At 61.7% G+C, this 18,223-nt stretch carries 18 protein-coding genes and 1 pseudogene; 10 read left to right on the forward strand and 9 right to left on the reverse strand.

Annotated features, from left to right (window positions below):
* Positions 1–464: pseudogene (locus tag DCO57_RS23395) on the forward strand (hypothetical protein); the annotation flags it as partial.
* Between the two features lies 1 nt (position 465).
* On the opposite strand, the gene DCO57_RS21625 reads toward DCO57_RS23395, so the two are convergent.
* Positions 466–1,329 (reverse strand): MurR/RpiR family transcriptional regulator, encoded by an 864-nt coding sequence (locus DCO57_RS21625; RefSeq protein ID WP_116701003.1) that lies wholly within the window; start codon positions 1,327–1,329, stop codon positions 466–468.
* A 222-nt stretch (positions 1,330–1,551) separates the two neighbouring features.
* On the opposite strand from DCO57_RS21625, the gene dctP reads away from it, so the two are divergent.
* From dctP to DCO57_RS21645, 4 genes are read left to right on the forward strand one after another with little or no spacing between them, the layout of a single operon-like run.
* Complete coding sequence (gene dctP, locus DCO57_RS21630; RefSeq protein WP_205756245.1) at positions 1,552–2,565, forward strand: TRAP transporter substrate-binding protein DctP; 1,014 nt, start codon at positions 1,552–1,554, stop codon at positions 2,563–2,565.
* The gene (locus DCO57_RS21635) at positions 2,562–3,047 is read left to right on the forward strand and encodes a TRAP transporter small permease (RefSeq protein ID WP_116701005.1); all 486 of its coding nucleotides are present in this window, start codon (positions 2,562–2,564) and stop codon (positions 3,045–3,047) included. Before dctP ends, DCO57_RS21635 begins: the two co-directional genes overlap by 4 nt.
* Positions 3,044–4,321: a TRAP transporter large permease gene (locus tag DCO57_RS21640; protein WP_116701006.1), complete on the forward strand. Its 1,278-nt coding sequence runs from the start codon at positions 3,044–3,046 to the stop codon at positions 4,319–4,321. The genes DCO57_RS21635 and DCO57_RS21640 overlap by 4 nt, the downstream gene beginning before the upstream one ends.
* A 36-nt stretch (positions 4,322–4,357) precedes the next feature.
* Positions 4,358–5,011 carry a M15 family metallopeptidase gene (locus DCO57_RS21645; RefSeq protein WP_165814808.1) on the forward strand — a complete coding sequence of 218 codons (654 nt, stop codon included), beginning with the start codon at positions 4,358–4,360 and terminating at the stop codon, positions 5,009–5,011.
* 129 nt (positions 5,012–5,140) lie between these two features.
* On the opposite strand, the gene DCO57_RS21650 is transcribed toward DCO57_RS21645, so the two are convergent.
* Together DCO57_RS21650 and DCO57_RS21655 are read right to left on the reverse strand one after the other, a co-directional pair.
* Positions 5,141–5,947 (reverse strand): DUF3883 domain-containing protein, encoded by an 807-nt coding sequence (locus tag DCO57_RS21650; protein ID WP_244287994.1) that lies wholly within the window; start codon positions 5,945–5,947, stop codon positions 5,141–5,143.
* A gap of 1,400 nt (positions 5,948–7,347) precedes the next feature.
* Positions 7,348–8,004, reverse strand: a complete 657-nt coding sequence (locus DCO57_RS21655) for a DUF2161 family putative PD-(D/E)XK-type phosphodiesterase (RefSeq protein WP_205756246.1) — start codon at positions 8,002–8,004, stop codon at positions 7,348–7,350.
* Between the two features lie 400 nt (positions 8,005–8,404).
* On the opposite strand from DCO57_RS21655, the gene DCO57_RS21660 reads away from it, so the two are divergent.
* Positions 8,405–8,893, forward strand: coding sequence for a twin-arginine translocation pathway signal (locus tag DCO57_RS21660; protein ID WP_116701009.1), 489 nt, complete (start codon positions 8,405–8,407; stop codon positions 8,891–8,893).
* Positions 8,894–8,900: 7 nt separating this feature from the next.
* Entirely contained in the window at positions 8,901–9,518 is a 618-nt protein-coding gene (locus tag DCO57_RS21665) for a ferric reductase-like transmembrane domain-containing protein (protein ID WP_116701010.1), read from the forward strand.
* 75 nt (positions 9,519–9,593) lie between these two features.
* Here the strand turns inward: DCO57_RS21665 and DCO57_RS21670 are convergent, their stop codons facing one another.
* The 3 genes from DCO57_RS21670 to DCO57_RS21680 form a co-directional block, all read right to left on the reverse strand.
* On the reverse strand, positions 9,594–10,502 hold the full coding sequence (locus DCO57_RS21670) for an NUDIX domain-containing protein (protein WP_116701011.1): 909 nt from the start codon (positions 10,500–10,502) through the stop codon (positions 9,594–9,596).
* A 163-nt stretch (positions 10,503–10,665) separates the two neighbouring features.
* Positions 10,666–12,294, reverse strand: coding sequence for a chaperonin GroEL (gene groL / locus DCO57_RS21675; RefSeq protein WP_116701012.1), 1,629 nt, complete (start codon positions 12,292–12,294; stop codon positions 10,666–10,668).
* A gap of 63 nt (positions 12,295–12,357) precedes the next feature.
* Complete coding sequence (locus DCO57_RS21680; RefSeq protein WP_116701017.1) at positions 12,358–12,672, reverse strand: co-chaperone GroES; 315 nt, start codon at positions 12,670–12,672, stop codon at positions 12,358–12,360.
* Between the two features lie 308 nt (positions 12,673–12,980).
* Here DCO57_RS21680 and DCO57_RS23615 point away from each other — a divergent pair, with 308 nt between their 5' ends.
* The 3 genes from DCO57_RS23615 to DCO57_RS21690 all read left to right on the forward strand — a co-directional run bounded on the left by DCO57_RS23615 (position 12,981) and on the right by DCO57_RS21690 (position 14,746).
* Positions 12,981–13,154: a hypothetical protein gene (locus DCO57_RS23615; protein ID WP_165814807.1), complete on the forward strand. Its 174-nt coding sequence runs from the start codon at positions 12,981–12,983 to the stop codon at positions 13,152–13,154.
* Between the two features lie 384 nt (positions 13,155–13,538).
* Positions 13,539–14,201, forward strand: a complete 663-nt coding sequence (locus DCO57_RS21685) for a L,D-transpeptidase (RefSeq protein WP_116701013.1) — start codon at positions 13,539–13,541, stop codon at positions 14,199–14,201.
* Positions 14,202–14,389: 188 nt separating this feature from the next.
* On the forward strand, positions 14,390–14,746 hold the full coding sequence (locus DCO57_RS21690; RefSeq protein WP_116701014.1) for a carboxymuconolactone decarboxylase family protein: 357 nt from the start codon (positions 14,390–14,392) through the stop codon (positions 14,744–14,746).
* 36 nt (positions 14,747–14,782) lie between these two features.
* Here DCO57_RS21690 and DCO57_RS21695 read toward each other — a convergent pair whose 3' ends face one another.
* The 3 genes from DCO57_RS21695 to DCO57_RS23620 form a co-directional block, all read right to left on the reverse strand.
* The gene (locus DCO57_RS21695; RefSeq protein ID WP_208978080.1) at positions 14,783–16,288 is read right to left on the reverse strand and encodes a caspase family protein; all 1,506 of its coding nucleotides are present in this window, start codon (positions 16,286–16,288) and stop codon (positions 14,783–14,785) included.
* Positions 16,278–17,378, reverse strand: a complete 1,101-nt coding sequence (locus tag DCO57_RS21700) for an OmpA family protein (protein ID WP_116701015.1) — start codon at positions 17,376–17,378, stop codon at positions 16,278–16,280. The genes DCO57_RS21695 and DCO57_RS21700 overlap by 11 nt, the downstream gene beginning before the upstream one ends.
* A gap of 400 nt (positions 17,379–17,778) precedes the next feature.
* Positions 17,779–18,223 (reverse strand): hypothetical protein (locus DCO57_RS23620; RefSeq protein WP_208978081.1); only part of this gene is annotated, 445 nt, incomplete at its 5' end.

An 18,223-nucleotide genomic window follows, 5' to 3' on the forward strand; every position in this document is an offset into this window, starting at 1 on the left:
CACCGCCATTCATCGTCTTTCCCGGGCTCGGAGTACTGATGCGCGAGGACGTCCCCCTCAACGGCGACCTGATGGTGCAATGTCTGGCCGATGTGGCGGCCCGGATCCCCGCCGGGGCCCCACTGCGTGCCCTCAGTGCACCCCAGCATCTCTACACCTATCTATTCGTCGGCGACGTCAGATGGGTCGATGAATGTCAGCTCACCCCGAACGGAACCCAAACCTGCCAGTCCGCTCCCGGCCCCGGTTCTGCCGGTCAGTGGTGCGCCCTCGGTCCGGCCATTGCGCTGGCTGTATTGTGTTGCGAAGACCGGACATCCACCGTGATCGCGAAAAGGGCAAAGAACGCACAAACGACCTCTCGTCCCGTTCGCAACAATGGCTGTTTTGTCTCCCATCCTGAACAGACGGAGTCATTTCAAGACCGTGTGAGACCTGTTTTGGAACCACCATCTATCCAGTGACCTAATCCAAAAACAGGCCAAAGTAGTCTTGGGCTTCAGACAGTTTTTTAACCCGTTGCCCCGCCTCTTCTCCGAGCTCGGCACTTGCATCCTGCAACAGCAAATTGAGACCTGCCGTGATCCCTTGCGGCATGGCTAGAAAAAAGTGCGTCTCTGCCGGGTAGCGCAGCACATAGGGCGTAATGCCGGTCGCCCAATCGCAGAATTCATCCGCGAATATCACCACATCCATGCCCCGTTCCCGGGCGAGCTTGGCAAGGCTTGGTCCGTGTGCGCCATAGCGGAACACATCAATCATGATCAAGACAACACGCTCCCCCTTGGCTGGCAGCAGACCGGCGTAGACGCCATCTATTCCATCCGAAACGTGAACCCGATCGCGCAGGTAGGAAAGGCGCCGGCAAAAGCCGTCGGCCAAATAGTACATTGTTTGAAAACCGGTCACGTGGACCGCATCTGATCGAACGACAAGATCGACGATTTTCTTCCAGAGATTATCGCCTCGCAACTTGAACGCCGCATCGACAGAGGCGTGAGACAGCTCCAGATGTCTCCGGAAATCCTCTGTTTGATGCCTCAGGAAAGTGTCCTTGAACCGCCGGTCAACGCGCTCATTTTTAGGACCGAATGCATCACTGATCGCCTTGTTGCGGGCATCGGCGGTATCCTCAAAGCCGAGCTTCCTGAAAAACCGCGTCAAGGTCATGGGACTGAGGTCGAGTTTCTTGGCAATCTCGGCATTGGTTTCAGCAATTATGGCATCCGGGCGTGCCAGGAAATAGGCAGCGATGCGCCTTTCCATCTGCGTGAAACTCGCCTCCATCTTGCCGATTACATCGGCTAGAAAATTGCCTTCCTGTTCCATTATCGATCCCTCCTCCAGCGTATTCCAGCCTAGCCTCAAACCTCAGCGCGAGTCTCAAGGAATGTTATCTGGTTATCAACTCAATTAAAAATGTTTGTTTACAAACATGGGTGCCGACATTAGTGTTTTTGTCGTCTCGGCGCGTTCCTGGCATCTTTTCTGCCAGGGGAGGAGCCGAGGTGTCTCAGAGAAAAATATAAAACCATCCAGAAGGAATAACTCGTGAAAAAGCTACTTATTGCTACGGCGATTATGCTCGCGACCACATCCATTTCTGCGCAAGCAGAAGCCGTCAAACTTGGATACAACGGCGCTCCAGACGCGAAAAAGAACGCCGTTCACTACTTCGCCGTCGCGCTTAAAGAGATGGTTGAGGAAAAGACCGATATTGAAATCGAGCTTTACCCGAACTCGCAACTGGGTGATGAGCAAGAGCGCATGGAAAACACGCTTGCGACCCCCTCGTTGAACATTGCAAGTCCCGCCGGACTGTCTCCGATCGTGCCGGAAAGCTTCGTGGGAGCCACGCCCTTCCTGTTTTCCGGCCCCGAAGAAGCCCGCAAGTTCTTTGACGAAGGCAAATATTGGGAAATGGTCGAAGAGGCGTTCAGCGAGCGCACGGGTGGCTCGGAAATTCTGGCGGTTGTCGAAGAAGGTGGCTTTCTCGCTTTCACCAGCACCGACAAGCCCATTCATGAGCCTGCAGACTTCGAAGGCCTGAAATTCCGCGCGATGGACCCGTCTCAGGTTGCGCTGTACGAAGCAATGGGGGCTTCCGGCACACCTGTTCCGTGGACAGAAGTATATTCTGCCCTGCAGACAGGCGTCGTTGAAGGCCAGATGAATCCGCCCCTTTACATCATTCTCGGTTCTTTGAACGAAGTGCAGAAATACATGACGATGGCCAATGTCCAGTACTCCATGCAGTATCTGGTCGCCAACGGAGCGTGGCTTTCTTCCCTTTCGGACGAGGACCGCAAGGTGCTCGAACAGGCAGTCGCCAAAGCCAATGCCATGACCCGCGAAAGCGTTCAGTCCTCGGTTCAGGAGCGCGTTGATTGGCTCAAAGAAAACGGCATGGAAGTCATCTACCCGACTGATGAACAGCTTGCCGAGTTCCAGGAAGTCGGTCAGCCGAGCTTCATCAAGTGGTTGGGCGAGCAGAATATTGACGAAAGTTTCATAAAGGCGGCCTTCGACGATATCGGCAAGCCTGAACTTCTCACCACAAAATGACAAAGCTGCTTCAAGCTTGGTTGGCACGCCTGACTCTGGGTGTGTCAGCCCTCCTTATCGCCTGGGTTACGCTTTTCATTCTTTATGGTGTGGGGTCGCGCTATTTCCTGGGCGCGTCACCAATCTGGTTCGACGAGCTTGCCCGCTACACGATCATCGCAGCAGCCATGATCGGTGTCGGCGCGGTTTGGGTGAACGGGGGGCATATGCGTGTTTCGTTCATCGAAACGAAGATTTCCGAGCGCGCGCGCAAGCTTGTCGTATTCTATCAATGGCTTTTGACATTGATCCTGACGGGCATGATGGCCTGGTTCTCATACAGGTACATGGGTGGTGTGGGCTTTTTCACAACGCCCGGACTACAGATTTCGCGGTCCGTACCGGTTGCCGTCATGCCGATCGGTTTTTCGCTCCTGTTCCTGATGGTTTTGCTGAACGGGCCAAAACCGCTGCCCCAGCCCACCGTGGAGGATGACGAATGATCGCGACCATGCTGGCCGTCATGCTCATCAACGTGGTGATCGGAGTTCCGCTCTTTATCAGCCTGATGGCAACCGCTGTCGTGGGGTTCTACTTCGTCGGCTTTGATCAGATGAGCCGCATTATGCCGCAGCAGGCATTTGGTGGTATCGACGTCTTCTCGTTGATGGCGATCCCGCTCTTCATTCTGGCCGGCAACCTGATGAACCACGGCCACATGACGCCACGTCTCTTGAAACTGGCGGACCGGCTGGTTGGGCATTTGCGAGGTGGTCTGGGTCATGTCAATGTTGTTGCAAGTGTGTTTTTCGCCGGCATCAACGGATCGGCAGTGGCAGATACCTCGGCACTCGGGACGCTACTGATTCCCGGCATGCGAAAGGCAGGCTTTCCCGGTTCCTATGCAGCGGGACTGACAGCGGCGAGTTCCCTCATCGGACCCATCGTTCCACCTTCCATCTTCATGATCCTCTACGCCAGTCAAACGGGGACCTCTGTGGGAAGCCTGTTCCTGGGCGGCGTGCTTCCCGGACTGGCGCTTGGCATCGCCTTCATGGCCATGAACGTCGTTTATTCGCGCATCTACAATGTCGAAAAACGAAACCGGCGTGCGCAGATCAGGGAGATTTTTCAGGCCACCTACAGCGCACTTCCCGCACTTGTCGCGCCAATCATTATTGTTGCCGGCATCGTGCTTGGTATTGTGACACCGACGGAGTCCGGCGCCCTGACAGTCGCGTATGTTCTCATTTGGGGCGTGATGTCGCGGAATTTGAATGCGCACAGTATCTGGGTGTCCTTGCGCGAAACGGCCACGCTCACCTCGGCCATTTTTGTCATCATCGCAATTTCCTCCATCATTTCATGGGAGCTTGCCTTTGCAAAAGCGCCAGAATCCTTTGCAGGCATAATTGCACCCTTCGTGGACAGTCCGACCCTGACGCTGCTGGCGCTGTCGCTTGTCACCTTCATCACGGGCATGTTTATGGAAGAAGTGTCAGCGTTGATGCTTCTGACCCCGATTTTCCTGCCTGTCGCACAAGCTGCCGGAATAGATCCTGTTCATTTGGGTATCGTCATCACGCTCAACATTACAATTGCGCTGATAACGCCGCCCATGGGTGCATGCATCTTTGTCGCCTCCGCAGTAGGCAAGGTCGATATCGCTCGTCTGTTTGTCGCCATATGGCCTTTCATTGCTGTCGCCCTGGCCGTCTTGTTTCTGGTGATTTCGGTGCCAGGCCTGACCCTCTTCTTGCCGGGCATTTTGAGATAGATGTCACATGAACGAACCGCGGCACTAACCCGGGAAATGGCGAAAACCATTTCTGCCGGTTGCTCCGACGAACCGCTTGTCCAGGTCGCGCACAATTCGAAATGGATCACCCATCCGATCTACCACAGGCAGGGTATCAGAGGAGCCTTGACGGATATCTGGGTGCGCAAAGGTGTCTATGAGCGACTGTCGAAGGTCGCAGATGCGCTCCAGCCCCATTACCGACTTGTGCTGCTTGACGGCTGGAGGCCAAAGGAAGTCCAGGCCCTTCTCTATCGGGAGATGCACCTGACCGTGGCGCGCAACAATCCCCATCTCAAAGAGGAAGAGGTTGATCACCTGACCCAACAATTCGCCTCCCTGCCATCGGAAGACCCGGTCAGTCCAAGTCCACATCTGACGGGTGGTTCAGTGGACCTGACACTTGCAGATCAAACGGGACGTTTGTTGGATATGGGTAGCAAATTCGATGACCCAAACGACAGAAGCTGGACCAGTGCTCCAGTCGAACCTCTCTACGCAGAACGCCGAACTACATTGCTGGAAGCGACAAGAGCGGCTGGCTTCACCAACCTGCCCAGTGAATGGTGGCACTATGATTACGGAAACTGGGTCTGGGCCTGGTACAGCGACCAGTCAGCCGCCTGCTACGGACCAACCCGGCTTCCACGTGACAGTTCAGCCGCGTAGCAGGGCCTTGAAGACGTTACCGAGTGTCCTGATTTGGCCGTTGCCGTGAATGTCGCCTTCGACTGGCTACACTGCAGCACCATGGAGCCGGACAAACGGCAGGAAAGGGCCGAATGCAGCCCGGCCCCGTCACCCGAAACCCGCCAGGAAACTCGTCGCCGTCAGGGCCACATGCGCCTCCAGCGGCGGGCGCAATTCGAAGGCTTTTGGTTCTCGGGCGAACTCATAGAGGCGGAAGAGGTACCAGTCGTCGCGGCGGGCCTCGGCCACGTCCAGTTCGTTGCGCGAGATGTGGAAGGGCGTGCGTTCCCAGCCGTTGGTGGTCTTGACCTCGATCAGACGATCCCGGCCCTCCGGCGTGAAGCTGGCAATGTCGAAACCCGCGCCGTCACCGTCTTCCTTTGAAACCCAGCGCACCCGCCTGGCGAGATCGTCGCGGCCGTGGCGCAGCAACTGCCCGCGTTCGTGATGGTACACCAGCTCCTCGCCCGCATGGCCCAGCGCCCGGTTGCGCTCATCGCGGCCGGCGACGTCGAAACGCCGGGCGACGGCGATCAGCTTTTCTGTTTCTTCTGGCGGAGGTGCGTTTCGGAGTGTCGGAGCGACACCGATGAACAAGGCTTGAGGGTCCGCCAACCCGGAAGATCGGGCTCCATTGAGAGCGGCTTCCCAGTCCGCATGCCGCGCCAGCCAGCGAGATACGGCTTCGGCAAGCGCCATCTGGAAATTGAACCGGGGTCGATAGCCCCTGACGATCGGCAGGCCAAGACCCAAGGCGGCTGCCGAGACGTTGCACAGCTTGAATTCGATGGACCCACGGCTACGGCCGGTCTGTTGCTGCAGCAAACGATTGTGCTCCGCCTTCACATACGAACGGCCGGACAGCTCGTCACCGAGCATGGCAAAATAGGCCGCCACAACGGCGTCATTTTCCATATCTGACCAATCTCCTGAACTCATGCGCGCCAGGGTAGTCCGGCGATCCGGTTGTGTCATGCGGGAAATCGCCGTCGATGTGCCGAAGGGAGGGGCCCGAACAGCAAGCAGCGCGGCTGCATCGTGTCGCCGGAGTTGTTGGCACGGAGCTGCCTCCACCCCGGAAGTCATCTCCGGCAAGCGCAGCGCGACCGGGGATCCATTGATTTCCAGAGACGGGAATGTGGAAACCGGCGTTGGCGGCACGATCGGACATCATCCGGCCCTGCGGCACGTGGCGAGGTGGAATGGATCCCCGCTCGCGGGCGGGGATGACGCCCCGGGGGAAGCGAGCGTCAGGCGATCCCATTTATCCGACAGACTTGGGGGGACCGCAGCAGGATGCACGGAGCTGCCTCCTCCCCGGAAGTCATCTCCGGCAAGCGCAGCGCGACCGGGGATCCATTGGTTTCCAGAGAGGGGAATGTGGAGACCGGCGTTGGCGGTACGACCGGGTATCATCCGGCCCTGCGGCATGTGGCGAGGTGGACGTCATCCCCGCTCGGAGGCGGGGATGACGTCCCGGGGAGGAGAGGTGTGAGCGAAACCGAAGAACCCTGTTTTCAGCGTCGGACTTTCCGGATCCCACCTCTCTCCCCCGGCGGGAGAGAGGTGAGCAAACGGAGAGGCGGCATGATATCGCCGGGGCTAGTGGCACGGAGCCGCCTCCTCCCCGGCAGTCATCCCCGGCAAGCGCAGCGCGACCGGGGATCCATTGGTTTCCAGAGAGGGGAATGTGGAAACCGGCGTTGGCGGCACGATCGGACATCATCCGGCCCTACGGCACGTGGTGAGGTGGATTGGATCCCCGGTCAAGCCGGGGATGACCGCCTCGGGGGGGAGAGGTGTGAGCGAAACCAAAGAACCCTGTTTTCAGCGACGGGAATGTGGAAACCGGCGTCGCGGCACGATCGGACATCATCCGGCCCTGCGGCACGTGGCGAGGTGGAATGGATCCCCGCTCGGAGGCGGGGATGACGTCCCGGGGGGAGAGGTGTGAGCGAAACCGAAGAACCCTGTTTTCAGCGTCGGATGTTCCGGATCCTACCTCTCTCCCCCTGAGCAAACGGAGAGGCGGCATGATATCGCCGGGGCTAGTGGCACGGAGCCGCCTCCTCCCCGGCAGTCATCCCCGGCAAGCGCAGCGCGACCGGGGATCCATGGGTTTCCAGAGAGGGGAATGTGGAAACCGGCGTTGGCGGCATGATCGGACATCATCCGGCCCTGCGGCATGTGGCGAGGTGGAATGGGTCCCCGCTCGCGGGCGGGGATGACGTCCCGGGGGGAACCTCAGGCGATCCCATTTACCCGACAGGCGGAAGGACGCCGGAGCAGAAGGAACGGAGCCGGGGAAGCGGAGGTCAGGGCGTCACGGCTTCCTGCCCTTTCGGCGTCAGCCCATAAACCCCGCGGTCGACCCGTTCGAACCAGCCGTAGTGGTCGTCGGCCATCATGCGGGTGGCGCGGGAGACGCCGGTTGCCCTGGCGACATCGGCGCCGCGGCTGGGACCGTTGGCGTGCAGGTATTCGGCGCAGCGGATCGCGTCCTGGCGGTAGGCGGTGACCAGGGTCACCCGGGTCGAGCCGCCGGTGTTGGGATCGCCGACGCGGCGGGAGAATTCGCGCAGCAGTCGGGCCTTGCGGGTTTTGGACTTGCGCGGGGTGAAGGGCGCCGGGTCGAGGGGGACCTCGATGAAACCATCTTCAAGACGCACGGTGATGACGCCGATGCCCAGCCGCCGGGCAAGCTTGATGTTGTTCTTGAGGCTTGCCAGAAACCGTTTTCCCGGTCCCCGTGCAACGGCGACATAGACCGCGTCAGTGATCGACTGGCGGTCCACCGCCTGGTGGAACAGGCTCAGGGTGAAGCCGGTCTTCAACTCGACGATCACCGGATCCTCGCCCTCGCGGCAGGCGACAATGTCGGCGGCGCCCACCTCCGCCTTGACCTCGTAGCCCTGACTCTCGAGGAAGGTCTTGACCGGCAGGTAGAGGTCGGTTTCCAGAATGCGTCCCATGGGTGAACTCTTAGCAGGAAGTCCGGCCCGGGCAATCGGTAGCCAGACCCTGCCGGACTCGATCCACGGATTCCGGACGCAGTGGCTTGGCGGTCAGCTTTCGCCGAGAACGCAATCTTTGGGGATCCCGGATCTTCGCTCCGCTGCGTCCGGAACGGCAAGCGGGGAAAGCGAATGCCCTGCGTGCGCCCCTCGGCGATAAAGGTGACGCGTGCGGCGCCCAGCCGTCTCGTCACGCGCATCGCTGTCAGTCACACGGCAGCAGGTCTTCACGCAACCGTGAGCGCGGTTTATCGCATCCGCGCAGGCCACAACTCGGAAATCGCCACAAACGCGCTATAATTTCGTATCAAAGCGCTCGGCAAGCCGCCGGGCAGTGTGTCCTATGGAAGAGAGCCCGATGACCACCGACCTCCTCACCCGCCGCCGCCTGCTTGCCACCGGCGGTGCTGCCGTGGTGACCGCAGCGTCCGGACTTGTCGTTCCCGCCCGGGCCGAGGGACTGGCGCCGACGCCGTCGATGCGCGGAGGTGCCAACAACTATCTGCCCGACGCTCCCATCGTGGACCGGATCGGCAGCGGCGGGTTCTGGATGACCGGAACGGTCCGCCGCGCGGGCGACGGCGCTCCGCTGGCCGGCCAGCGCATCCAGATCTGGGCACATACCACGGAGGGTCACGAGCGCGACCGGCGCAGCCACGGGGCGACGCTGACCGACGCCAATGGCGTCTTCCGCCTGGAAATGCCGCAGATCGTGCCGGCCTTCGGCCAGCCGCACGGCCACCTGGCCTATGACAGCGGCGACTTCGAGACTGTCTTCCTGCGCCCGGTGCTGTCGAGCGCGAAGGACAGCAGCCTCGAGGCGCATTTTGTCCTTCAGCCTGCCTGAGCGGGGCATGGCGACAGCCACGTACCGCCTGCGCGCGCTCCTGACCTGGACCGTCCTGGCGGCGGCGATCCTCCTTCCCTTGGCCGCTGCGGCGGCAAGTCCACTGCTGCAATGGCGCCAGCCGGTCTATATCGCCGCCGGCTTTGCCGGCGTCATCGCGATGACGCTGCTGCTGCTCCAACCCCTGCTGGCCGGAGGCATGATGCCGGGCCTTGCCGGTCTGCGCGGACGGCGTATCCACCGCTGGACCGGCGGCCTGCTGGTGGCAGTGGTCGTCGTCCATGTCGCAGGCCTGTGGATCACCAGTCCGCCGGATGTGATCGACGCGCTTGTGTTCCGCTCGCCGACGCCGTTTTCCCCCTGGGGCGTGATCGCCATGTGGGCCGTTTTCGCCGCCGCCCTTCTCGCCGTCCTCCGCCGCCGCCTGCCTCCGCGCATCTGGCGGCGCGCCCATATGGCCCTGGCGGCGGTCATCGTCAGCGGCAGCGTTGTCCATGCGCTGCTGATCGAGGGCACGATGGAAACCTGGACAAAGGCGGGCCTGTGCGCGCTGGTCGTGGCGGCGACCGTGAAAGTGCTGGCGTATCCCCGAAGCCGGACACGCCGGCGGCGACAAACCGGCTGACAGCGGAGGGCGAACCTTGTCCGCACTGCGAGGAAGAGCGCCGTCCCGGCCTCGCGCCGCTGGAAGCGACAGGCTTCAGGGTGAGACCTCACAAATCTCCGCCACCATCTGCCGCAACGCTTCCAGCCGCAGCAGCTCCGCCGCTTCGTTCCGGGACACCCATCTGCGCCGGCGATGGCTTTCCTCCCATGCCGTCCCCTCCAGCACCTGTGTCACTTCCATCGCAAAGACGAAGACCTCGCAGGCCGCGCCCCATTTTTCATAGGTGAACCGGCCGAGGGGCGTGGCATCCGCCTCGCCTTCGACCCCGGCTTCTTCCCGTGCCTCGACCAGGGCCGACGCCACGGGGGAGAGGCCGGGATCGACGATGCCCTTGGGGACGGTCCAGTGGTGCCCCCCGGACGAGCCGACGATGAGGATTTCCGGTCCCCGTGGCGTGCGGCGGAAGGGGATGACGGCGGACTGGCGGTAGTAATAGGCCGGACGTTCGCGTCGACCCGCACCATCCGGGGCAGGATAGGGAAAGAGATCGGGCAGGGTAGCGGGATCGATGCGCGCGAGAAAGCGGATGCGACCGGGCTTCAGCGACAGACGCAGAAGCACGCCGGGGCGCACGCCGGGATGAGCTTCCGGAGAGGCGCCAGACCAGGACAGGCCGTCCACCAGGGCCCGCAGCGTGCCGGGCAGCGCAACAAGCAACGGGCAGCGGGCGGCGGAGAGATCGGGCAGCTTTCCCCCGGCAAGAACGGTCGAGGTCTCGATGCCACCGGCGGTCCAGCCGGCGGCCTTGAGCGCCTTTTCCGCCGTAATGCGGGCGCGCAGGCTGCCGTCGGTGAAGACGCGGTCCGGGCGCAGCTCCTCGCGTCCCAGAAAGGCGCCGATCTTCTGCGCCTGGCGCTTGCCCCTGGTGCGCGGCGGCCTGTCCGCAGGCGCGCCCTCCCAGAATTCCTTGCCTGCGCCCGCGCCGAGAAGCAGCACCTCCATTCCCGTCTCCCTTGCGTGTCCGGAACCTTCCGATGCGGCCGATGATAGACCGGCAGCAAAGGTCTGTCACAAGGCGGGGCATGGCCCCCGGGCAACAAAAACACCCGCCCCCATCCGGGAGCGGGTGCCGTGGCGGTCTGCCGGATGTCTGTCCGGCAGGGACCTAGAAGTCCATGTCGCCGCCGCCCGGCATGGCCGGAGCAGCTTCCTTCTTGGGCTTTTCCGCGACCATCGCCTCGGTGGTGACCAGCAGGCCGGCGACGGAGGCAGCGTCCTGCAGGGCGGCGCGGACGACCTTGGCCGGATCGATCACCCCTTGCGCGAAGAGATCGCCGAATTCGTCCGTCTGGGCGTTCCAGCCATAGGCGAAGTCGCCCTGCTCACGCAGCTTGCCGACGATGACGGAGCCTTCCGCCCCGGCGTTCTCGGCAATCTGGCGTACCGGCGCCTCGATAGCGCGGCGGACGATGCCGATGCCGTGTTTCTGGTCGTCATTGTCGGCCGTGACGCCGTCAAGAGCCTTGGCGGCGCGCAACAGGGCAACACCGCCGCCCGGCAGGATACCTTCCTCGACAGCGGCGCGGGTGGCGTGCAGGGCGTCGTCGACCCGGTCCTTCTTCTCCTTCACCTCGACCTCGGTCGCCCCGCCGACGCGGATGACGGCGACGCCACCGGCGAGTTTCGCCAGGCGTTCCTGCAGCTTCTCGCGGTCATAGTCGGAGGTGGTTTCCTCGATCTGCGCCCGGATCTGCCGGACACGGCCGTCGATCTCGTCCTTCGAGCCGGCGCCTTCGACAATGGTGGTGTTTTCCTTCTCGATGACCACCTTGCCGGCGCGACCGAGCATTTCCAGGGTGACATTTTCCAGCTTGATGCCGAGATCCTCGGAAACGGCGGTACCGCCGGTCAGGATGGCGATGTCCTGCAGCATTGCCTTGCGGCGATCGCCGAAGCCGGGCGCCTTGACCGCCGCGATCTTCAGGCCGCCGCGCAGCTTGTTGACCACCAGCGTCGCCAGGGCCTCGCCCTCGACATCCTCCGCGATGATGAGCAGCGGCTTGCCGGACTGGACGACCGATTCCAGCAACGGCAGCATGGCCTGCAGGTTGGAGAGCTTCTTCTCGTGAATCAGGACATAGGGATCTTCCAGCTCGACCTTCATCTTGTCCTGATTGGTGACGAAATAGGGCGACAGGTAGCCGCGATCGAACTGCATGCCCTCGACCACTTCCAGCTCGCTGTCGGCGGTCTTGGCTTCCTCGACGGTGATCACGCCCTCGTTGCCGACCTTGTCCATGGCGTCGGCCAGCATGCGGCCGATCTCGCCGTCACCGTTGGCCGAAATGGTGCCGACCTGGGCAATCTCGTCGTTGCTGGAAATCTTGCGGGCATTGGCCTTCAGTTCGGCGACCACGGCGTCCACCGCCTTGTCGATCCCGCGCTTCAGGTCCATCGGGTTCATGCCCGAGGCCACGGCCTTCGCCCCTTCGCGGACGATGGACTGGGCGAGCACCGTTGCGGTGGTGGTGCCGTCACCGGCCATGTCGTTGGTCTTGGAGGCGACTTCGCGCACCATCTGGGCGCCCATGTTCTCGAACTTGTCTTCCAGTTCGATTTCCTTGGCGACGGACACACCGTCCTTGGTGATGCGCGGTGCGCCGAAGGACTTGTCGAGGACGACGTTGCGGCCCTTGGGACCGAGCGTCACCTTCACGGCGTTGGCAAGGGTGTCGACACCGCGCAGCATGCGCTCACGCGCGTCGGAATGGAATTTCACTTCCTTGGCAGCCATCGGATAACTCCTTTTAACAGGCAGCTTTGACTGATGGATTGACTGAGTGGAGAGAAGAAGCCGTCAGGCGGCCTTCTTCGCGGACTCGGAGGTTTCGATCACGCCCATGACGTCGCTCTCCTTCATGATCAGGAGATCTTCACCATTGAGCCGGATCTCGGTTCCGGACCATTTGCCGAACAGGATGCGGTCGCCGGGTTTCACGTCCGGTGCGATCAGCTTGCCGCTGTCGTCGCGCGCACCGGGACCGACGGCAATCACTTCGCCCTCGCTCGGCTTTTCCTTGGCGGTGTCGGGAATGATGATGCCGCCGGCCGTCTTTTCCTCGGCCTCGATGCGGCGGACCAGAATACGGTCGTGCAATGGACGGAACGTCATATCGTTCTCCTTCAGGACAAACAATTTGAAGAGAGGTTCCTCCGGCCCGGGCGCGCCCGGACCGGGGCCGCGCAACCCGATCGGCGTCGCGCGCCTAGAAGATTGATGCAATTTTCCGGATTTTCAAGAGGGGCTGCCGAAAAATTTGGCACTCTTTCACAACGAGTGCCAAATAATTGAATTCATTCATCTGTTCGCCATATCGGCTGTCTTTTCCGATGTGCGGCGCAGCGAAGATTTACCGTGATCGGAACGATCCGCTTCCCTGCCCGTTTTCCTCCCGGAACCAACACAGACAGGAGAAGTCCATGTCCACGACAATGAGCAAGAAGAGCCGCACCGAGGCGACGGAAGAGGCCGAGCGGATCCTGCGCAAGGCGGAAAAGACCAATACGGGCGGACAGCTCGGCGGGACGTTTTTCGGCCAGGAGCCGGACGACGGCATGAACCGGGCAGGAAAGTCTGGATCCGGCGAGAAATGAAGACCCGGCGGCGGTGGGCGAACTGTCCCGCCCGCCGCCAGCAGGCATCACCATGGACCGATGGCGCGGGACAGGACGTGGTGCCGACCGCAGGTGGCTCCGCACCATTCGATCGCCGTTATCGGTTACCGGTCAGGCGCATCGCACATCGACCGGCGCCCCATTCTTCGACAAACGAAGCCGATACCACGCTCAAACGGGCCCAAACCGCCTTCGGGCGGGATGAGACACTGGCGTTAAGCTGCCGTTTACCATAATGATGTCTTTTCAAATTCACGTTGCGTATTCGATTTATCCATTCTCCGATCCTGTGAGGATCCCCTTCTGGCGTCCTGATCCGCTTCCGAAACCGGAGTGGCGAGACACCTAGGAAAGGACGTGCACATGGCGTCATATGTGAGCCGCCGCAGTTTCATTGCCGGCATCCCGCTTCTGCTGGCCGCATGCCAGAGCCGGAAGAGCGCGCCGCTCTCGGCCGGACTTTCGACACTGGCGGACGGAACACCGGATTACGCGACGGCCTATGCGCCCGTCACGGACGGCGGGTTCTCGCTGCCGGGCATCCAGTATCAGAAATTCGATCCGAAATATCTGCGCCAGGTGGTGTTCTACCCCTCGCGCTATCCCGTCGGGACGATCGTCGTCAATCCGCGGGAGAAATTCCTCTACCTGATCCAGCCCGGCGGCCGGGCGATCCGCTACGGCATCGGCGTCGGACGGGCCGGCTTTTCCTGGAACGGCGAGGCGGAGATCCGCTTCAAGCGCGAATGGCCGAAATGGTTTCCGCCCGACGAAATGATCGAACGGGATCCGAAACTTGCCAAATACGACGACGGCCAGGAAGGCGGCCCCAGCAACCCGATCGGCGCCAGGGGACTGTATCTGTGGCAGGGCAACAAGGACACGCTCTACCGCATCCACAGCACCAACCAGCCGAACAGCATAGGCACCAACGCTTCCAGCGGCTGCATCCGCATGTGGCACCAGGACATCATCGACCTTTATGACCGCGTCGACATCGGCGCCAAGGTGATCGTGCTCGGGTAGCGACTCCTGCAGGAGGGCATGCTGCGCGGCCGGCAGATCGTCCACGAGATGACAGCCCCTTGATCAACACCCCTGCGGTGCGCCGACGGCGCACCGATCCCGGCTTCGCTTGAGCCACATCAACGCCCGCGCGCGCTGCGCCGATTACAACTCACGACAGGTTTTCACGAACGTGAGGAGTATCGCGCATGGCCATATCTGACTGGACCGCCTTCGTAGAACAGACCGACGCACGCATGGCCGCTGTGCGCAAGGGGGCGCCGGATGTCGCCAAGGGCTTCGGAGCGCTGGCGGCGGCGGCGACAAAACCCGGGGCGCTCGACGCCAAGACCAAGGAGCTCATCGCCCTTGCCATCGGCATCACTGCGCGTTGCGACGGATGTCTTGCCTATCATGCCCGCGCCGCGGCCCGGCACGGCGCCAGCCGCGAGGAAGTCATCGAAGTCATCGGCGTTGCCGTCTACATGGGCGGCGGGCCGTCGATGATCTATGGCGCGGAAGCCCTGGCCGCCTTCGACGGGCTTGCGGAAGCTTCCGGCGGCTGATGCGGCAGGCCTGACGCCGATCCGGATACGGCGGCCCTATTGGCAGCCGTCCCGCGCCCAGATGCCCAGCGCTTCCTTGAAGACACCGCCGAGCGGATGCTGCTTGGCGACCGTCCGCGTCTTGTCTCCCACGTAGATCTGCGCCTGTTCACACAGGTTCGACTGTTCCCATTGATGGCAGGAGGCGCATGTCTTGTCCTTCCAGACGGCCTCCGGAAGGCCCTCGATCGGCGGGAAGCGCGGAAAACCGGTGATGAGCTCCGCGATGCTCCGGCGCGCGAGTTCCGGATCTCCGACACCCAGCGGCGCATTGAACATCACGACCTGCGGCGGACCGGACGCGGGCGTGTCTGTTGCCGGCGCCTGAGGCTCGGGCGCTTCTGCAATCGGATCGGAGCCGGTCCCGCTCTTCACGATGGTCTGAAGTTCAAGCCGCGCGAGTTCCGCGAAGGCCCCCGCAGGAAAAGCGTCCAGATATTTCCGATAGGCCTCGGCGGTTCCCGCTTGGCGTGCCTGCTCGATCAGGTCGCGTTCGGACTGCACGGGATCGACGGGTTCCGCCTTCGGCGCTTCCGGCTGCGGCGCACTCGTCTCCGCCTGCAGTTCCTTCGCCATGAGTTCCTGCAGCAGCGCGCGCGCTTCATGTGTATAGGGATTGACGGGACTTGCCCGCAGGAACAGGAGCACCTGAACCGGATCGCGGCTGAGCCGGACGGACTCCCAAAGCTGGCGCGTCTGGATTTCTTCCGCAGAAAGCGCCACGGCCGGCGCAAACTGGAAGTCGACGGTCAGGGAAGACGTGTCCCACGGCGTCTGGTTTCCCCCCGTCGCCTCAAGCACCTCGACGCGCACATCCTTGAACAGCGCCTCGATCGGCACGCCGGGTGTCGAGAGCCGCCGCGCGAGCGCTTCGGTGAAGGGACTGTTCGAGCCGCCCCCGTCGACGGCGATCTCGCCTGGTGCCGTCGAATAGGCGAGATACGTCCCTGTCGGCGCCTTCATCTCGGCGAGACCGTTGTCGCTCAGGTCCGGGATCGTCGCGAAGGGGTTGTTCCGGCAGGCGTCGAGAATGACGATGTTGGTCTGATTGCGGGCGGAGAACATCTGCCGCAGCACCGCGTTCGCCGGGACGCCCACAAGGCTCAGATCGGCGGCATCCCGAAGCTCTATGTCAACGGGCAGAAGGTAGTTCGACCCGAAAGACTGCACCCCGTGACCGGCGTAGTAGAACAATCCCGTCGCATCGTCCCCGGCTTCGCGGAGATTGCGGCCGAAATCCGAAATCGCCCGGATCATCTTTTCCTGCGTGGCTTCGGCAATCAGCGTGACGTCAAAGCCGACCTGACGCAGGGCGTCCGCCATCAGGATCGCGTCATTGGTCGGATTGTCCAGGGCGGTGACATTGCTGTACGCCCCGTTGCCGATGACCAGCGCCAGACGCACTTCGGCCTTCGCCCGTAGCGGGACGAGCATCGTCATCATCAGCAGCAAGGCGGCGACAAGGACTGCGCGGGACCGGCCTATGCAGAGATTATTCGACAACGACAAACTCGATGCGACGGTTGCGGCGTTTGCCGTCGGCAGTCCCGTTCGGGGCCACGGGGCGCGCTTCTCCATATCCGACGCTCACGATCCGGTCCGAGGGTATATCCTTCAGGGTCAGGTATTGTTTCACCGCCGCCGCGCGGCGCTCGGACAAGCGAATGTTCGCAGCAGCGCTTCCGTCGCTGTCCGTGTGGCCGCCAATCTCGATGACGAGACCCGGGCAGCGCGAGATGATGTCGCTGAGACTGTTGAGCAGCGGTGCGCTGCGCGCATCCAGGCGGGCGCTCCCGCTCGCGAAATAGATGTTGCCGGTACGCGACAGGATCTCGAAGCGGCCCTTGCAGGCCTCAAGATCGAAATTGCCCTCCGGTTCCAGCGCCGTAGCGGCCGCAGCCTGCGGGGCGGCCTGGGTGGTGGGTGCCGGCGTGGCGGTAGACACCGCGGTCTGCGCCTCCGCCCCGTCGCCGGCATTGCGGGCAAACACGAAATCGAAGGACACCGTCGCGGAGGGAACGATCACCACGTCCGCGGCTTCCTCCAGCTTCTGGATTCCGCCGTCGAGGCCGAAGTCGGAAGCCGCCACCGAGATAGGCGCCGTGGTCGAGACCGCGACCAGATCCTCGCTCATGATCGTGACCGCCACCTCGGCTTCCAGCGTCTTGGAAAGTCCGTGGAGCGTGAGCGTGTAGGTGAGCGGAATGACCTTGCGCTTGCGCGCGGGCAGATCGGTGAGCAGCGCCGGATCAATCCGGGTGGAAATGACGACTTCGGGAAACTGGAAGGTTTCGAAGAAAAGGAACCGCATGCGGACGTTTCTGAGATCGATCTTGGTATCGATCGAGTCCAGAAAGACGCGAATGCTCGCGGCACCGGTCTCGTCGATCGTGCCCGCGAAATCGGCAAAACCGCTCGATTCGACCTTGGTGAGATTCTTGACCGACTGGAAACGCAGCGACGAGGCCTCACGCTGGAGCGTCCAGCCGCGTTCGAAGAAGTTCTCCTGTGCTCTCACAGGCGATGACAGCAGCAACAGGACAGCCAGAATTGCAAGCGTCAGTTCCGGCAATACGGACCGCGCAACGTTCATCTTCCAATCCTTCCGCCTGCCCGCGCCCCTTGCGTCCGGCCCCTTCAGTTCAACATGTGGTCCAAGTGTCGCAAAGTTGCCGGTTCAAAGCAACTTGCCGGGGTAGCCCTCACATATGCTCTGAATGGTATGAGCCGATTTCCCTGCCGGCGCAACCGCGCTGCACGCCACCGCCTTTTTCGGGCACGTGTCGCCTCTCCGAGCCTCCACTGATCGTGAAACGTTCGACAACAATTCCCGATCGCCTGGAGCGGTGCGCCGCTCGGTGACGCGATCTTCTCGGCGGTCATCCAACCAGCCGGTTGCACCGGCCGGGACTGTGCTGCTCCGTTTCTCTGCAAAGTGCATGATAACACAAGAGCCAAATGGCCTTGTGTTATCAGCACCCTCAAGAAACAATTTATCCAGCAGCTTCTGATATAGCTTCAGAAGAACTTTCCTCATTCAAAGCCTGAACAGAAACATCCTCTGCATCGTGACGACTATTTCTAATCTGCGGGGCTTTCTCGCGCCAAGGGACAAGATATTGTCCGACCTCGCGATAAAATTCAGGAACTACTTCTTCCAAATCCACTATAAAGTTTCTTCTTTGTGTAAAGCGCCCTGACAGCCTACGCGAGATGAACACCCTAAAACCCAATAGCTGCAACCCTTTCTTACCCTCTTCGACAAGAGACGGATTATCCATAATCTTATTTAGATCAAATTGAGTGCTCTCACTTCTGCTAGGCCAAGTGAATCTAATTTGCAGATCGTCCGGCAATTCACCTGTAGATTGTCGAAACAGCCAATTTAGCCGTGCTTTTGAACTTTGCTTATCGCGAGGGGCTGAGAGGGACATGCCG

This window comes from Labrenzia sp. 011, from assembly GCF_003075075.1.
GTDB lineage: Bacteria > Pseudomonadota > Alphaproteobacteria > Rhizobiales > Stappiaceae > Roseibium.

Bases quoted from the DNA above. Each gene is read 5' to 3' on its own strand.
- DCO57_RS21635 (WP_116701005.1), top strand. From the start codon at position 2,562: ATGACAAAGCTGCTTCAAGCTTGGTTGGCACGCCTGACTCTGGGTGTG.
- DCO57_RS21700 (WP_116701015.1), bottom strand. From the start codon at position 17,378: ATGAACGTTGCGCGGTCCGTATTGCCGGAACTGACGCTTGCAATTCTG.
- DCO57_RS21690 (WP_116701014.1), top strand. From the start codon at position 14,390: ATGGCCATATCTGACTGGACCGCCTTCGTAGAACAGACCGACGCACGC.
- DCO57_RS21660 (WP_116701009.1), top strand. From the start codon at position 8,405: ATGACCACCGACCTCCTCACCCGCCGCCGCCTGCTTGCCACCGGCGGT.
- groL (WP_116701012.1), bottom strand. From the start codon at position 12,294: ATGGCTGCCAAGGAAGTGAAATTCCATTCCGACGCGCGTGAGCGCATG.
- DCO57_RS21665 (WP_116701010.1), top strand. From the start codon at position 8,901: ATGGCGACAGCCACGTACCGCCTGCGCGCGCTCCTGACCTGGACCGTC.
- DCO57_RS21650 (WP_244287994.1), bottom strand. From the start codon at position 5,947: ATGGAAAATGACGCCGTTGTGGCGGCCTATTTTGCCATGCTCGGTGAC.
- DCO57_RS21680 (WP_116701017.1), bottom strand. From the start codon at position 12,672: ATGACGTTCCGTCCATTGCACGACCGTATTCTGGTCCGCCGCATCGAG.
- DCO57_RS21670 (WP_116701011.1), bottom strand. From the start codon at position 10,502: ATGGAGGTGCTGCTTCTCGGCGCGGGCGCAGGCAAGGAATTCTGGGAG.
- DCO57_RS23615 (WP_165814807.1), top strand. From the start codon at position 12,981: ATGTCCACGACAATGAGCAAGAAGAGCCGCACCGAGGCGACGGAAGAG.
- DCO57_RS21640 (WP_116701006.1), top strand. From the start codon at position 3,044: ATGATCGCGACCATGCTGGCCGTCATGCTCATCAACGTGGTGATCGGA.
- DCO57_RS21685 (WP_116701013.1), top strand. From the start codon at position 13,539: ATGGCGTCATATGTGAGCCGCCGCAGTTTCATTGCCGGCATCCCGCTT.
- DCO57_RS21645 (WP_165814808.1), top strand. From the start codon at position 4,358: ATGGCGAAAACCATTTCTGCCGGTTGCTCCGACGAACCGCTTGTCCAG.
- DCO57_RS21655 (WP_205756246.1), bottom strand. From the start codon at position 8,004: ATGGGACGCATTCTGGAAACCGACCTCTACCTGCCGGTCAAGACCTTC.
- DCO57_RS21625 (WP_116701003.1), bottom strand. From the start codon at position 1,329: ATGGAACAGGAAGGCAATTTTCTAGCCGATGTAATCGGCAAGATGGAG.